This window comes from Thalassobacillus sp. B23F22_16, assembly GCF_043496955.1.
Lineage (GTDB): Bacteria > Bacillota > Bacilli > Bacillales > Halobacillaceae > Thalassobacillus > Thalassobacillus devorans_A.
Genome location: NZ_JBIEKD010000008.1, coordinates 111,899 through 127,298, shown reverse-complemented (window position 1 = coordinate 127,298; position 15,400 = coordinate 111,899). Strand labels below are relative to the sequence as shown.

At 43.3% G+C, this 15,400-nt stretch carries 13 protein-coding genes; 6 read left to right on the top strand and 7 right to left on the bottom strand.

Going from position 1 to position 15,400, the window contains the following annotated elements:
* Positions 1 to 353: 353 nt before the first annotated feature.
* From ACGTNI_RS08680 to ACGTNI_RS08660, 5 genes are all read left to right on the top strand, one after another.
* Complete coding sequence (locus ACGTNI_RS08680; RefSeq protein WP_394461622.1) at positions 354 to 2,912, top strand: glycoside hydrolase family 84 protein; 2,559 nt, start codon at positions 354 to 356, stop codon at positions 2,910 to 2,912.
* A gap of 144 nt (positions 2,913 to 3,056) precedes the next feature.
* The gene (locus tag ACGTNI_RS08675; RefSeq protein WP_394461620.1) at positions 3,057 to 3,887 is read left to right on the top strand and encodes a YitT family protein; all 831 of its coding nucleotides are present in this window, start codon (positions 3,057 to 3,059) and stop codon (positions 3,885 to 3,887) included.
* Between the two features lie 402 nt (positions 3,888 to 4,289).
* Positions 4,290 to 5,279, top strand: coding sequence for a glycosyltransferase family 2 protein (locus ACGTNI_RS08670; RefSeq protein WP_394461618.1), 990 nt, complete (start codon positions 4,290 to 4,292; stop codon positions 5,277 to 5,279).
* The gene (locus ACGTNI_RS08665) at positions 5,263 to 5,637 is read left to right on the top strand and encodes a GtrA family protein (protein ID WP_085506101.1); all 375 of its coding nucleotides are present in this window, start codon (positions 5,263 to 5,265) and stop codon (positions 5,635 to 5,637) included. The genes ACGTNI_RS08670 and ACGTNI_RS08665 overlap by 17 nt, the downstream gene beginning before the upstream one ends.
* 12 nt (positions 5,638 to 5,649) lie before the next feature.
* Positions 5,650 to 8,235: a YfhO family protein gene (locus tag ACGTNI_RS08660; protein WP_394461653.1), complete on the top strand. Its 2,586-nt coding sequence runs from the start codon at positions 5,650 to 5,652 to the stop codon at positions 8,233 to 8,235.
* 264 nt (positions 8,236 to 8,499) lie between these two features.
* Here ACGTNI_RS08660 and ACGTNI_RS08655 read toward each other — a convergent pair whose 3' ends face one another.
* Complete coding sequence (locus ACGTNI_RS08655; RefSeq protein ID WP_394461616.1) at positions 8,500 to 9,060, bottom strand: DUF7686 domain-containing protein; 561 nt, start codon at positions 9,058 to 9,060, stop codon at positions 8,500 to 8,502.
* A gap of 171 nt (positions 9,061 to 9,231) precedes the next feature.
* Between ACGTNI_RS08655 and ACGTNI_RS08650 the strand changes: the two genes are divergently transcribed.
* Entirely contained in the window at positions 9,232 to 9,732 is a 501-nt protein-coding gene (locus ACGTNI_RS08650; protein ID WP_394461614.1) for a sigma-70 family RNA polymerase sigma factor, read from the top strand.
* Positions 9,733 to 9,837: 105 nt separating this feature from the next.
* On the opposite strand, the gene ACGTNI_RS08645 is transcribed toward ACGTNI_RS08650, so the two are convergent.
* The 6 genes from ACGTNI_RS08645 to ACGTNI_RS08620 form a co-directional block, all read right to left on the bottom strand.
* A complete protein-coding gene (locus ACGTNI_RS08645) occupies positions 9,838 to 10,134 on the bottom strand; it encodes a metallophosphoesterase family protein (RefSeq protein WP_394461612.1) in 297 nt (98 codons plus the stop codon).
* 81 nt (positions 10,135 to 10,215) lie between these two features.
* Positions 10,216 to 10,557, bottom strand: coding sequence for a metallophosphoesterase family protein (locus ACGTNI_RS08640; protein ID WP_394461610.1), 342 nt, complete (start codon positions 10,555 to 10,557; stop codon positions 10,216 to 10,218).
* 86 nt (positions 10,558 to 10,643) lie between these two features.
* Positions 10,644 to 11,198: a 3-dehydroquinate synthase II gene (locus tag ACGTNI_RS08635; protein WP_507232737.1), complete on the bottom strand. Its 555-nt coding sequence runs from the start codon at positions 11,196 to 11,198 to the stop codon at positions 10,644 to 10,646.
* A gap of 462 nt (positions 11,199 to 11,660) precedes the next feature.
* Entirely contained in the window at positions 11,661 to 12,716 is a 1,056-nt protein-coding gene (locus ACGTNI_RS08630) for an aldose epimerase family protein (protein ID WP_394461606.1), read from the bottom strand.
* A gap of 25 nt (positions 12,717 to 12,741) precedes the next feature.
* Positions 12,742 to 14,160 carry a D-xylose transporter XylE gene (gene xylE, locus ACGTNI_RS08625; protein WP_394461604.1) on the bottom strand — a complete coding sequence of 473 codons (1,419 nt, stop codon included), beginning with the start codon at positions 14,158 to 14,160 and terminating at the stop codon, positions 12,742 to 12,744.
* A gap of 260 nt (positions 14,161 to 14,420) precedes the next feature.
* A complete protein-coding gene (locus ACGTNI_RS08620) occupies positions 14,421 to 15,398 on the bottom strand; it encodes an aldo/keto reductase (RefSeq protein WP_394461602.1) in 978 nt (325 codons plus the stop codon).
* Positions 15,399 to 15,400 lie beyond the last annotated feature (2 nt).

The window sequence follows — 15,400 nt, the reverse complement described above, 5'->3', positions numbered from 1 at the left end:
TCACGTTAATACAAAACACTCAAGTAACCAAAAATGCATAAAAGTGTCTAGGAATATAGTTATTTTGATTGGTTGGGGTAATTGATTTTAGAATTTACAATATATAGCAGGAAGAAAATCCCAAGAATCTTGTCAGATTTCCGTTCCCTACCATAAATTCTTCTATGACTTTTGGGCAAAGCAAAATAACTAAATGTCATCCGCAAACCTCGTAGAGTTTCCACAGTCCCTCATCACGATTATTTCATTGTTGCCAACTCTTTTATCTCAACTCGTTGCATCTTTCAGACCAGCACCTGGAGAGAAGATAAAAGGTTCACATAATAGATTATCAAAAAGGAGGATGCCATCATATGACACCCGTTAACAGCTTGAAGAAGATGTTGTGGCTTTGTTCGATTGCATTGGTATGTGTACCTCTGATCATTGGGATAAAGCAGGCAAACGCTGAGAGCACCGATGCCCTTAACATCAACCCTACACCTCAGGAATTCGACAAAACTGGTAACACCTTTCCACTGACGCCTAAAGTAGGAATCGTAATTGGCGTAGATACGGATAAACATGCAGTTAAGGAAGTAGAAGAAACGCTTAAGGAAGCGGAGGTCAAAGAGATCATCCGTCTGGAACCTGGTGATAAAGTGAACACACCGGTTACAATCTGGATTGGCGGACCTGAAGAAAACCAGGATTCTGTAGAAGTGTTGGATAATCTTGGCGTAGAAGGTACGGCCTCCATAAAAAATGAAGGCTATGTACTAGTAGCAAAAGAAACCGATAAGAAGCAGATTGTCTTAGCCGGAAAAGATAAGACAGGCACCTATTATGCTGCCAAAACTTTTAAACAGCTCATCCAGGAGAGTAACGGCAGAGATTTGATTCAAGAAATAGAAATACGTGACTGGCCCGAGATGTCAATCCGCGGCTCTATCGAAGGATTTTACGGGCCCCCATGGACTCATGAAGATCGATTAAACCAGATCGAATTTTACGGCGAAAATAAAATGAATAATTACATCTATGCACCAAAGGATGATCCCTACCACAGGGAAGACTGGCGCGAACCTTATCCGGAAGATGAATTAAAAGCACTTAAGGAATTGATCGATAAATCGAAAGAAAACCATGTGAATTTTACATTCTCACTTTCCCCAGGTCAGTCGATTTGTTATTCAGGAGACGAAGACTTTGACTTGTTGACTGAAAAAATGGAAGCCGTATGGGATCTTGGCGTGCGTTCCTACGCTATCTTTTTGGATGATATCAGTCAGCAGCTGCATTGTGAACAAGACAAGGAGAACTTCGGTGATGATGCCGACCCGGTTGCAGCAGCACAGGCTTACCTGTTGAATCGCTTCAATGAAGAGTTCATTCAAACGCACGAAGGGGCTGAGCGTTTAATTACAGTTCCAACTGAATACTCTGGGAATGGTACTACCTCTTACCGTGAACGATTTGCTGAAATACTTAATGAAGACACGATCGTTATGTGGACAGGTCCTAAAGTTGTCTCCGAAGATATCACCTCTGAAGGGGCAGAAAAGGTATACGATATCTTCCAGCACGACTTGCTACTTTGGGATAACTATCCCGTCAATGATTTTGACCGCAACAGTTTATTCCTTGGACCACTCGTGAACAGAGATGCCGACCTGGCTGAAAACGGGGTGATCGGTTTAACGACAAACCCCATGAACGAAGCAGAAGCATCCAAGATACCGATATATACGATTGCCGATTATAGCTGGAATCCGTCCGATTATAACCCTGAAAATTCCTGGGAACGCAGTATCCAATCCTTTGGCGGTGATGCATCCGAACTTGTGCGGTCATTTGCAGAAAACTCGTATTCTTCGCCGCTCTCTAGCAAAGAATCGCTAACATTGACACCTTTGATAGAGAATTTCTGGGAAGCCTGTGTATCTAATGAAGGGACGGAACAGGCAGCGAATGAATTAATCCAAGAGTTTGAACATCTACAGCAAGTGCCAGAGCAATTAAACCAGGAGATGGATAATGAAAAGTTTTTAACAGAAATTGAACCTTACCTTGAAAAACTAGAGTATTATGGAGAAGCTGGTGAAGTGGCCGTCAAGCATTTAATGGCAGCGAAGAATAACGAGGCAGAGCAGGCACAGACGTACAAAGAAGAGCTGATTACTCTATTCAACCAGTCTGAGCAAATTCCGCAAAAAATGGGCCAGGGAGTAATCAAACCTTTCTTAGTACAGAGTGTTTTAGGCCTACCGTCGTTACAAGTAACTATCCAACCTTCGATAGATACATTCTGGGAAGCCTATGAGTCAAATGATGAGACACAAGCAGCCGAAGAATTAATCATGAAATTTGAACATTTACAGCAAATCCCTGACGATGTAAGACAGCAAGTAGATAACGAGGAGTTCCTGGACGCCATCGAAGATTACCTGAAGAATCTAAACGTGTATGGAGAAGCTGGTGAATTGGCTGTTCATTATTTAATGGCACAGAAACAAGGCGAATCAGAAGAAGCAAACGAATATGAAGAACAGCTGCATCCACTGATGATGGAAGCCTATCAGATGCCACAAAAAATTGGGCAACAAGTCATGAAACCTTTCCTGATCGACAGCATGTGGCATGACCTGAATGTCATCGATTATCGTATGTTGGATGGTGTAAACAAAGGTCGAGGAGCAGGGGAATTGATTCAATATACTCCAGAGCATGGAGAACGTACCAGGACAAATCAATGGGGTTATGAGGTAACGGTGGTTGATGGGAAAGTCGTCCAAAGAGGTGGAAACAATTCAATCATCCCTGATAATGGTTATGTGCTTAGCATTCATGCCAATGACTGGCTAAGAGACAATGCCACGATCGGCTCCACTATACAGATTGAAGATGGCGTGGTTCTAGTTTTAGAACCTTAAATATCCAACCATCCCCCACTCCTAGTCACACTCAAGACTCATATGTTTAGTAGAACAAAAGGTGTTTTGCATGATTCGTGCAAGACACCTTTTACTATTGCATAGATTCACTTATAATTCGTTGTAGAATGGGAGGCGGGCGCTATGAAAAACTTCAACAAAGACTTGATTCTATTAATCATCGGCTCTTTTATTTTTGCAATTGGGATTAATTATTTTGCCATTCCTAACAAACTTTCAGAAGGAGGAGTTATAGGGATCACCATTGTCACTTACTACTTGTTTGGCTGGTCTCCTGGAATAACGAACTTTGTTTTAAATACTACTCTCGTCGCGATAGGATATAAGTATTTTACAAAAAGAATGACCTTATTAACGATAATTTCAATCGTTTTTACCTCCATTTTCCTCTACATGACATCCAGCTGGGGCAATCAATTGAATGACGACACCCTGTTAGCGGCATTATTTGCCGGGCTGGCTGTAGGGATGGGGATTGGTTTGATATTTAAAGCTGGGGGAACATCCGGCGGCACTACCATTCTTGCACGTTTGCTCAACCAATGGCTGGGATGGAGTGTCGGTACTGCCATGCTGATTATTGATATTACCGTTATCGCAGGTTCTTCTTTTGTTATTGGAAAAGAAAAAGCCATGTACACACTGATTGCCGTATATGTAGGAGCGAAAGTCATTGATGCCATCGTGGAAGGGACGGAAGAACGCAGTGCACTCATGATCATTTCCGATAAAAGCGATGAAATCCTGAAGGTGGTCATGGATAAAATGTCCCGCGGCGTCACCGTTCTCGAAGCAAAAGGCGGTTATAGCCAGACGGATAAAAATGTCCTGTACATCGTCATAAATAAACGGGAAATCGTCCAGCTTAAAAAGCTGGTGGAAAATATTGATCCCGATACGTACATTACGCTGCATCGCGTCCAGGAGATTTTTAAAAGAGGTTATAAAGGATAAATATTTTCGTTAGGGCGGTATTGCCGAGTTAGGGAGGTATATGGCAACGTTAGGACACTATACTGTGACGTTAGGTCGCTATATGCTTACGTTATGTCAGTATAAGTAGTTCTTCTATAAGCAAAAAAGATGGCACAACCTCATATATCCAATTTTTGGAGGGCTCCGGGGTGAATTCACAGCTATCGTACTTTATTGTTCAAATGTTTGATCAACTGAAAGAATAGAAGCATGATTCGACGAAATCCTTGTAAATGACTAATAAAAGCACACCAAAATAGAAAGAACGATAAAAAATGTCGTTAAAATACTTCCATCCCGTTCCCTTTTATATACCCTGCAAAGTTTCAATTTGCAGAAGCAAGGGTACGATGATAGCAGAGTAAACGACGGAGGTACATCATGAACGAATTAATGGTTTCGGTTATCATCCCCGGCTATAATGAAGCTGAAAATATCAATCCGGTTTATAACGCACTTCAAAAGGAATTTGCCAGGCTCCCCTACTCTTGGGAAGTCGTATTTGTTGATGACGGAAGTCAGGATGACACCTTACTGAATATCCGCATCCTGGCCGATAAACACCCGGAAGTGAAATATGTGTCCTTCAGCAGGAACTTCGGCAAGGAATCCGCCCTACTTGCCGGACTTCAGCATGCCAAAGGTGACGCGGTAATTATTATGGACGCCGACCTCCAGCATCCGCCTTCACTAATCCCTGGATTAATCGAAGGCTATCAGGAGGGTTACCAGCAGGTGATAGCAAAGCGTAACCGCAACGGGGAAGGGAAACGCCGCTCCTTCCTCTCTTCGCTTTACTATAAAGCGGTCAACCGGCTGATAGATGTAAAATTGAATGACGGCGAAGGCGACTTCCGGCTGCTGGGCAGACAGGCAGTCGACGCTATTCTCAGCCTCAGTGAGGGGAACCGGTTTTCCAAAGGGCTGTTTTCCTGGATAGGATTTGATCAAAAGACGATCCATTTTGACAACGTCGAGCGGGAAAACGGCGAATCGCAATGGTCGCTGAAACAGCTTTTGGAATACGGAATTGAAGGAGTCATCTCCTTTAACCAGCGCCCGCTCCGCCTGGTTTTGTACACCGGGCTAATCATTATGGGCCTTAGCCTTCTCTATATTATGATCATGTTCGGGATAATCCTCATAAGAGGCGTAGACGTGCCGGGCTATTTCACCACCATTTCATCTATCTTGTTCCTCGGCGGGGTACAATTGGTGAGCCTTGGTGTAATCGGGGAATATGTGGGCAGAATCTATATGGAAACGAAAAAGCGACCACACTACTTGGTAAAAGAAAGCAATGTGAAGAGGGATACTCGTGATCAAAGGAAGTCAGTGGCAGAAGACGATCGCTATGAAAAAGTGGAATAATGAATTCACCCGGTTCGTCATCGTCGGCGGACTGAATACGGCGAATTACTATCTTTTTTATGTTCTTTTTTATAACCTTATCGGGTGGCATTATCTCCCCTCCCACATCCTTGCCTTTTTCATCAGCATGGTCATTTCGTTTTTCCTTAACGTGTACTTCACCTATAAAGTCAAACCGACTCTGTCTAAATTCCTGATGTTCCCCTTCACCCAGGTGGTCAATATGTCGGTGTCTTCGCTGTTGATCTATGTATTTGTCGACCTGCTTCATATCAACGGAAACATTGCTCCACTGGCCGCGGTCATTTTCACCGTGCCGATCACATTCATTGTAACCAGTAAAATTTTGAAGAGGTAAGGCGTGAACAATATGACAACGAAACAAACGATCCTGCTTATCGGCGCAAGTCTCATCATAGCTATCCTAGCCCATGCTTTCTTCCTATACCAATGGGCACAGGGCGTCTATATGGCGGGGCCGGATGATGGGCTCTCCCAGATGGTGCCGTTCCGTGCCATGCTTTATGAACAGTTCACGAACGGCAATTTCTTTTACTCGTTTGAGTTCGGGCTCGGTGGCGGAACATTCAGCCAGCTCGCCTATTATTATGGCGTCAATATCTTTTTCTTCCTTACGGTTTCAGTGGTGTTCATTCTTGAAACGCTCACCATCATAAAGGAACCGGATGTTCTGTTCTGGGCACAGGCTACCGTTTTCATCAGTATCATAAGACTGACGCTTATCCTTATCATCACAAGTTACGTATTCCGCTACATAAACGGAAGGCTGCTTACAGCCTTTATCGGAGCAGTGCTTTACGGCGTATCGGCCATGTATTTCCGCCATGTCACCTATTGGGAATTCTTCGGCGACGCGTTCTTATGGCTCCCGCTTCTGATTCTCGGCGTGGAAAAAATCATCCGCGAACAAAAGCCGGGCTGGCTGATTGCAGCGACAGCCCTTTCCTTTTTCGATAATTTCTATTTCGCCTACATAAACGGCATGTTCACCGGCATGTATATCGCAGCCAGGTGGATTTTCCCACTGGTGGCAAAAGAAACATCTAAACTTAAACAGTTGAAATATTATACAGGATCCGCCCTACTCGGACTCGGCATCGGCTCTGTCGGACTTGTCCCAGCCGTATGGGGATTTATGCAAAATATCCGTCCGCCCTTTGATCAGGAAATTCCGCTAGTTTCAGCCACCAGTAACATCCTATATGACAGTCCCTACCTGGTAGTGCCGGCGGTGTTCCTGCTGATGCTCGGGCTTTTACCGTTATACAAGAAGCCGCAGTTCAAGCTGTTCACAGCATTGAGCCTGCTTATTATCGTGCTGCATTTCATGCCCTGGGCAGCCAGTTTTTTCAACGGGTTATCCGCTCCCCAGCACCGATATGAATACCTGGCATCATTCGCTATTGGAGGTGCTGTGGCAGCCGGATTGCCTGCGTTGAAAAAGGTGACGAAGAAAATGTTGGCTTTATCCGTACTGGGAGTTACTACTCTCTATGCTATCTTTCACTTAGCAGACTCGAGTCTCGAGGTGGATAGCTTCTGGACCGTATCCATACCAATATCAGCCATGTTGCTCATCCCAGCCATTTTTCTAAACATCAGAAATTACAGGGCAGCATATGTTGGTCTCATCCTTATCGTTGTCCTGACTCAGCTTTTCGTAATCAACCAAAACCAGTACGCCAAGCTTTATTCCAACGGAGGCGTGAAAGAAACTACGAAAGATTATATCCAGAGTGAAAAATACCTGGGAGAAGAACAGCAGAAACTTGTTGATGACGTCTTAGAAGCAGACTCCTCCCCGCTGGCAAGAGTAACTTGGAAGGCAGATGGCAGGAATAATACACCGATCATTCAAGGATTCCCGGGGACGAGCGTTTATTCCAGTATTCTGAATGGGAATCTGTTGAACTATTATTACCATGACCTTGAAATCGATATGCAATGGGAAACAGTCAGCCGCTATTACGGGTTCGGGAACCGCCCCAGCCTGCACAGTCTGTGGGGCGGCAACTATATGATGTACGAAAAAGGAAAAGAAGCGAATATACCATACGGCTTCGAACCTGCTAAAGAAAGCGAAAACTATACTATCTATGAAAATACCAATCCATTGCCGTTCGTGCAGATATCGGAACAGATTTACAGCGAAGAAGCACTCCAAAACAGTCATCCAGTCTCCCGCGAACAGGCGATGCTCCAAGGACTTATTGTCAAAGGTGCAAACACAACTGCAGGAAACATTCCAAAGCATGATAATTTTATGGAGGAGACAGACATCGCGGTAGAAGGCGGCACTTATTCCGAGGGACGTCTTGTAGTAGAAGAAAAAGAAGGTGGGCTCGACATTACACTTCCAGCATCGGTTGTTGAGTCTAATGCAGAAGACATCTATGTATCTTTTCATCTAGTGAACAATGTAAAAGAGGCACCCGGCTTCGCCTTGCAGGTCAATGACTTCCGCACCACTAGAAAATCCCGGGAATCCATTTACAAAACCAATGTCAATGACATCACGATCCGTGTACCAAAAGAAGAAACTATCTCTATCCGCGTGCCAGAAGGAGATTATACACTCAATAATCTAGAAATCTATGCAAAAGATTACGAAGCATTAGAAGAAGCCTCACAAAAAGACAATCACCAGCCAAAGGTCACCCTCGCCGGCAACCGAGTTACCATTGAAAGCGTGCAAGCAGATAAGAAAGGTTACCTGGCTATCCCTGTCCCTTATGAAAAAGGGTGGCAGGTTAAAGTCGATGGAGAAAAACGCGATGTAGAACAAGTCAACTACGCCATGCCAGGTACTGCCATCCAGCCAGGAGATGAAACAATAGAATTCACCTACTTGCCGCCATACTTTAAAACGACCTTGCTTACAGCTGGTATATCACTGCTAATAGCTGTCTTTTGGATAAGGAGAAAAAGGGATTAGCCACACCAGGATTTCTCCTCTCCCAGGGTGCCTGAACCTAGCCCACTTTCTTCCAAAAGAACACTGTTACTGGTGAAACCATGTCGAAATCAAAAATCTCAATACAGTGGGTCAGACTCCCGTGGCTATGTCCTGGAGTCTGACCTACCATATCCAGAGCTATACATACGATGAACCTTTACCAGTAAAAAGCTATCTTGCAGGATAAGACTGCCGGGTTCAGACACCAGGCTCCTCCACCTACCAGGGTGCCTGAACCCAGGGCTAATCAATGTCATCGAACAAGTCACGAATTTTCAGCTCGAACTGGAAGCCTTCATAGGTGTTCATCATTTTCCCTATCTGTTCCCACGTATAAGGTTTACCGTCCACAACGATGACCGGCAACTCGTGAAGTCCACTCGAATCTACTCTTCCAACCAGCTGATTATGAACCATAGAGTGATACATTTGTCCATTTGGAAAAGCCCTTTCCTCGATATAGGAAACGCCTACCCCCTGCTTTATTTTGTTAATCAGTTTTTGCAGGAGCTCATTCTGGTCACAATACAATTCGCCATGGACCGCAAACTCATAACCATACGCTACATTCTCTTCTGCCCGGATAAATATCCCCATTGGGTCCAGCTTTTGCTCAATCAAAAACGTACGCTTTATGCCTTCGCTATCTTTGACCGTCAACTCTTCGACTTTATTTTCAATTTCGATGCCCAACTCTACCGAAAGCATATGGTTATAACAATCAATGCATAACGATTCCGGTCCATCCTCCCAAGCCATCGTTATTTTCGCTTTATGCTCCCCACACCGATTACAAATTGTCATCTACACCGCACCTTTCGTTATCATTCTTCTTAACATTACCACATCATGCTATAACCTCCACTGCTATTCAAAAATATTTTCATCCGCTACAACACCAAACACTACCTAACTTCAGATAATAGTAATAGATATCTAATAACTGCAGAACCGGTTCTCGAAACGAGAATAACCATGTCGAACTTGTTAGACCAGCCATTCGAGGAAGTATTAAAGCAATACGACAACATGATTCACTACCATATCCACAAGCTACATATCAACGACCCGGAGCAGGAATTCTACCAGGAAGGCTGCATCACACTCTGGGAAGCCTATCAGACTTACGATCCATCACGAGGAACATTCCGTCAGCTGGCAAACTATAAAATTCACCACCGCTTCATCGACCTGATCCGCAAGCATTCCAAAGCAGCAGAGAACGAGAAGAATTATGTGGATCAGCACGCTACTCTCGAAGATAACAGCACGTATGATTATCCGGAAGACTGCTATTTTTGGAACGGTATTCAAAAAGAATTGACAGAAAAACAATGGAAATGGATGAGGTATTACATTATAGAGGATCTTTCTTATTCGGAAATTGCTATGAAAGAAAACACTACGGTGGATGCTGTGAAAAACTGGGGAAGAGAAGCGAAGAAAAAATTAAAATGGTTGGTTGTAATTGAATAATAAAAATAAAGGAATTAATTTTGGCAGAGGAACTTCTGCCTCTTATCACCCCGGATCCCTCCAAAATTTGGAGGGATCCGGGGTGTGGTTAGTGTTTAATAAGCCTTAAACGGAAGCTTTTATTAATAAGTTCGTCAGTACATCTTTTTGAGGGTAATCAGAAGCTTCTATATCTTCTACTAATCCAGCTAAATCATAATTCGTCCTTACAATCGAGGCTTGCACTCCATTCCCTCCGATATCGATCAACACATAAGATGGCTGTGCCAACCCATCGAAAGGTAGACCAACGCTCCCTGTATTGTTCACCATTTTACCATTGATATAGCGGATATACGGCTTATGAATATGCCCGTAAATATAGACATCAGCCAGTTGATTTACCATCAGACGATCTTTCATTTCTTCCTCTGTGGCATCCGGCAAAACCACTTCAAATAGGTCTGCAGGTGTCGCGTGGAATCCGTGGATGTTTATTCCTTTCTATTCTTCCTTTATCTCTCGTGGCAGTTCGTTCAGATAGTTTACCGACTCGCTCGTCATATTGGCATGTGCCCAGTCTCTTTCCTGATTCATACCTTCGATCACTTTATCAGGGACTTCGCCTTCCTGGACGCCCCTGACAATCCATTCATCTGCGTTTCCTTTGATAACTTGTGCATCAAGCCCCCGTACCAATTCAACCGAACGCTCTGGCTCAATCCCTCGATAAGCGATATCACCAAGAACAAACAATTGGTCGACATTTCTGTTTTCGATATCCTCCAACACAGCATCCAAGGCACGTGCGTTACCATGAATATCGTATAGGAATGCTAATCTCATAACTTTCTCCTTTCTCTCAGAAACTTCTTATATTAATAGCTTATCAAGAAAACCTAAAGGATGTCAGGTTATTGGTTGTGAGGTCATCACTTTTCAACAATCACCTCATCGATTTGTTCTCCTAAGTGACGGCCGGGCTGATCTTTCAAGCCAAGGATGCGATCGCCGACTTCTAAATCTTCGATAGCTACTTCTCCCTTGTTTTCTTCTAATACATGAACACTCGTTGATTTCTGTAAGGTAGCAGACACAATTCCATCCTCACTTTGGCATTCCACTCTTACAAATGGACGCTTTTCTATTTTCACACGACCAAGCGGCAGTTCCCTTTCTTCCTGCTCTCCTTGCACGATCACTTTCTCTCCAGGATTCAGTTCATGTAAATAATGGGTCTTATCTTCCTGGTATAAATATTGATGAAACGCACCACAGTTAATACGAAAAGGTCGGGGAGGATAATTTTCTGACTCCCGATTTTCGGAAAGCACCTTCACATAGCCATGCCCGGTATTGCCGACATACACGCCATCGTGTGGCTGTAATATATCGATAAAATCAAGGCATACCCTCATCCCTTCTCCAACTTCCTTAATCTTCACAACTTCCAAAAACTCTTTTTTTATAATCGATTCATTTCCCATATCAACGACTCCCATCACGGCTTCTTTATTCTTCTTACTTGATTATAGGAGTTTTACAAGAGATTTCTCAAGCTAATATTATTAGGGACACTGAACCTGGAACATTCAATGCTCCCCTCCCAGCAAAGTTAAGAATGCCGTAAATCGTAGCAATTCCCCTTTTTTGTGACTCCTTGCGAAAGAAGTCCTAAAAATTCTAGATATTTAACCACAAAAAAAACCTAAATAATAAAATGGCAACCTTAAGTTGCTTCTTTATTATTTAGGAGGAAGGATCAGCGTAATCACTATTAGGGCAATACTATGGCAGGGATTGGTCAAAAGCTGGCACACTAGGGCCATTATATTGGCTGTCTACACTTTCAAGCTTTGCAGCGAAATTTAAAATTCTTAATGTATAAGATTATCAGATATCCTGAAAGTCACTTTCTAAGGCGAATTCTAACATTTCATCAATCCTACTCATTGAGTTGTTTCTGTACCAAACTTAAATAACGTTCGTTTATGGTAGGGCTGCTCAGGGGTAAGAACGATTTCAGGAAACCCTGAATTGTGGAGGGATGCCGGATAACTTTGTGTTTCGATACAGATCCCTCCATGTTTCTTCGTTTGCCCTTTTGCCAAGTCTTTTCCTGCTGGTAGATTATTAGAAGTATAGATTACAGCACCTGGCTGATCAGTTTCAATTTCAAGAGTGCGACCTGACTTTTCATCCTTCAGCAGGATATCTGGCTTATTGTACCCATCGAACAGAAAGTAATGATCAATTCCGCCATTTACAACAATTTGTTGAGGTGTTTCATAAGAAAGGCTGGAACTGAGCTTTCTCTGATTTTGAAAACCGAATGGCGTCTCTTTTAAGTTGAGCCATTCTCCCGTTGGGATGAGCTCCTCATCCAACTCCGCAAAACGTGCACTGTTTAAACGTAAAGTATGATGATGAACTGTAGTATCCGGATGGCCGCTTAAATTAAAGTAAGAATGATTGGTCAATGTCAGCACCGTGGTCTGAGAGGTTTCTGCGGCATAATCAATAACCAGTTGATTTTTGTTAGTCAACCTGTAGGTTACCTCCACTTTTAATGTCCCTGGATATCCTCCCTCCATCCCTGGACTTAGGCATGATAGCGTGACACCTATCTCTCCATCATTTTCAAAAGAAGAAGCTTGCCAAAGCCGCTGGTGAAATCCCTGGCTCCCGCCGTGAAGATGATGTTCTCCTTCATTCGCTTCGACCTTATACTCTTTTCCATCTATTTGAAAAGAAGCTTGCTTGATACGGCCGGCAACCCGACCGATTAAAGCCCCGAGATACCCTGAATTTTCTAGGTACTCCTCGAAGTTTTTATAGCTAAGCACGACATTTTTATAATCTCCGTTCCGATCGGGTACAGAAATATTGGTGATTATACCGCCAAAGTTTAGAAAATGAACGCTCATCCCCTGGTCATTTTCCAATTGAAACAAAGTCCAGGTTTCATGACCAGGAAGTTGAATCTTTTCTGTCTTGATATTCATAAACCGCTTCCTCCCATTTTTCCAATTAATTTGATTGAGCGTGCGACTTTTGACTCGTATTGGAGGAACGTTCTCTTCTTAATCTCATTTCAAGCTGCTCCAGCGATTTTCCTTTTGTTTCCGGAACAAACTTCCACACAAAAAGGCCGGACAATATACTCATTAACCCATAAAAGCTATATGTCAACCCTCCGCTGAATTCCATCATCATAGGATATGTGGAAGAAATGAAGTAGTTTGCTGCCCATTGAGCTGCAACAGCGATAGCGACTGCTTTTCCTCTGATTTTGTTCGGAAAGATTTCAGATATCAACACCCACACGATCGGCCCCCATGACATCATAAAAGAAGCCGTGTAAATGATGATAAAGACAAGTGTCGCTATGCCGATAGCATTAGCGAAGGCCAATCCGGCAACCCCGAACATCCCGATCGTCATGCCGATCGATCCAATAATCAACAGTGGCTTTCTTCCAAACTTGTCGACAGTCAAGATGGCTATAATTGTAAATATTACATTTACAAGTCCCATGATAATCGTTTGGAACATGGACGCATCCCTGGCCGCCCCCATACTTTCAAAAATACGCGGAGCATAATATAAAGCTACATTTATGCCAACAAATTGCTGAAACACAGATAGAAGAATACCAACAACTACTATTGAAACACCAAAAGAAAACAATTTACCTTTTTTCGTATCAAACGATTGGTTAATTTCATATAACGTTGCCTTTGCCATATTCTGTTCATAAATTCTCTTCAATACTTTCAACGCTTCATCCTGTTTTTTCTGTGAAGCTAAATAACGAGGGGTCTCTGGAACAGTAAATAAAAGCAGTAAGAACAATAAAGCTGGGATTGCTTCAGATGCGAACATGAGTCGCCACCCTATCTCATTGACCCAGGCTTCCGTTTGGCCCCTGGCAATGCCCCAGTTTACAAAATAAACGACAAGCATCCCAAAAATGATAGCGAATTGGTTCAGTGATACCAGCCTTCCTCTGATCTCAGATGGAGCCACCTCGCCGATATACATCGGGGCGACAGCGGACGCAAGGCCTACTCCTATTCCTCCAATGATCCGGTAAAGGTTAAATACTATTAGGAGCCCGTATGTAGGTTCTCCCATAGTAAAAAATAAAAATTCTGGATAAGCAGAACCAAATGCAGAAACCAGGAACAGCGCAGCAGCCAAAATTAATGTTCGTTTTCTTCCTAACATAGATGCAAATAATCCAGACAACAATCCGCCGATGATACATCCTATCAAGGCACTGGAAACCGTTAATCCATGGACAAGAGAACTTAAATTCAATCCATCAGCAAAATAGGTTTGTAGTGGTCCTTCCGCACCTGAAATGACAGCTGTATCATACCCAAATAGCAACCCTCCAAGAGTGGCCACAAGCGTAATTAATACTATATACACGTTCTTATTCATGTATGGCGGAGTAGCAGATTTAACTACTCCTTCCTCCTTTCATGGAAGTAATCGCTTTCATAATAACTTCTGGGAAGTCAACTATGTAGGCAGAATTGTTCTTAACTGTCTAAGTCACACTAATGTTAACTCCCCAGGACAAACGTATTCATTAACATCTATAACCCTATCTGGGCAGCCTTTCTTTCTTCGGGCAAAATGCTGTTCATTTTTCACAACCTCATACCGTTTATCTACATTCTTATATATCCAATAAATCATCAGTATGTCCCTTGAATTTGTGGAACGACCTTCTTCTCATGAAAATTCTGGAGTTTCTCAAGCTCTTCCTTCGTAAAATCAGGAACATCCAGAGCCGCAAGGTTATCTTCCACTTGCCGCACATTACGGAAACCGGGAATAACTGCTGTAATGCCGGGCTGCTGAAGAATCCATTTCAATGCAGCACGTGTTCTGTTTCCACGCCCGTTCTCGATCCATGCGATTTCATTACTAAGTTCGACCCCTTTATTGAATTCAAGGCCAGCAAACGTTTCTCCAATGTTGAACGCCTTTCCTCCTCTATTGAAATGGCGATGATCATCTTCCTGGAAGGAATGATTTTTCTCATATTTTCCGGTCAAAAGGCCACTGGCGAGGGGCACCCGGGCGAGAATACCGACTCCCTTTTCCTCCGCCATCGGAAGCAATTGCTCAAGAGGTTTCTGGCGGAAGATATTGAAAATTATTTGCAGTACGTCAGCCTTCGTATGTTCCATCACGTACAAACCTTCTTCAACTGACTCCACACTTACACCGTAGGAACGAATCAACCCTTCCGCTTTCAGTTTTTCAAGTGTCTCGAATACGTCTCCCTGTTTAATGATAGACAAAGGAGGGCAGTGGATTTGATACAAATCGACGTACTCCCTGCCCAAGCGGTGCAGACTGTCTTCAAGATAGGCTCGTACCTGTTTTTCAGAATAAGTCGCCGGGTCATCGATCTTTCCTTGGCGACAGAACTTGGTAGCGATATAAACATCTCTTCCTTTCGTCACTTTCCCGAGTAACTTCTCACTGTGTCCCATACCGTACACATCGGCCGTGTCGAAAAAATTCACGCCACCTGCCAGCGCTCTTTCAAGACCCGCCAGTGCTTTTTCATCATCCGTGTTTCCCCAGCTGCCGCCAATTGCCCAAGTTCCGAAGCTAAGTTCACTAATTTCTATACCTGTCTTTCCTAATTGACGATACTTCATAT

Coding starts and splice junctions, on each gene's coding strand:
- ACGTNI_RS08655 (WP_394461616.1), bottom strand. CDS start 9,060: ATGACAATTTGTAATCGGTGTGGGGAGCATAAAGCGAAAATAACGATG.
- ACGTNI_RS08620 (WP_394461602.1), bottom strand. CDS start 15,398: ATGAAGTATCGTCAATTAGGAAAGACAGGTATAGAAATTAGTGAACTT.
- ACGTNI_RS08635 (WP_507232737.1), bottom strand. CDS start 11,198: ATGGGAAATGAATCGATTATAAAAAAAGAGTTTTTGGAAGTTGTGAAG.
- xylE (WP_394461604.1), bottom strand. CDS start 14,160: ATGAATAAGAACGTGTATATAGTATTAATTACGCTTGTGGCCACTCTT.
- ACGTNI_RS08630 (WP_394461606.1), bottom strand. CDS start 12,716: ATGAATATCAAGACAGAAAAGATTCAACTTCCTGGTCATGAAACCTGG.
- ACGTNI_RS08665 (WP_085506101.1), top strand. CDS start 5,263: ATGAAAAAGTGGAATAATGAATTCACCCGGTTCGTCATCGTCGGCGGA.
- ACGTNI_RS08645 (WP_394461612.1), bottom strand. CDS start 10,134: ATGAAAGATCGTCTGATGGTAAATCAACTGGCTGATGTCTATATTTAC.
- ACGTNI_RS08670 (WP_394461618.1), top strand. CDS start 4,290: ATGAACGAATTAATGGTTTCGGTTATCATCCCCGGCTATAATGAAGCT.
- ACGTNI_RS08660 (WP_394461653.1), top strand. CDS start 5,650: ATGACAACGAAACAAACGATCCTGCTTATCGGCGCAAGTCTCATCATA.
- ACGTNI_RS08640 (WP_394461610.1), bottom strand. CDS start 10,557: ATGAGATTAGCATTCCTATACGATATTCATGGTAACGCACGTGCCTTG.
- ACGTNI_RS08675 (WP_394461620.1), top strand. CDS start 3,057: ATGAAAAACTTCAACAAAGACTTGATTCTATTAATCATCGGCTCTTTT.
- ACGTNI_RS08680 (WP_394461622.1), top strand. CDS start 354: ATGACACCCGTTAACAGCTTGAAGAAGATGTTGTGGCTTTGTTCGATT.
- ACGTNI_RS08650 (WP_394461614.1), top strand. CDS start 9,232: ATGTCGAACTTGTTAGACCAGCCATTCGAGGAAGTATTAAAGCAATAC.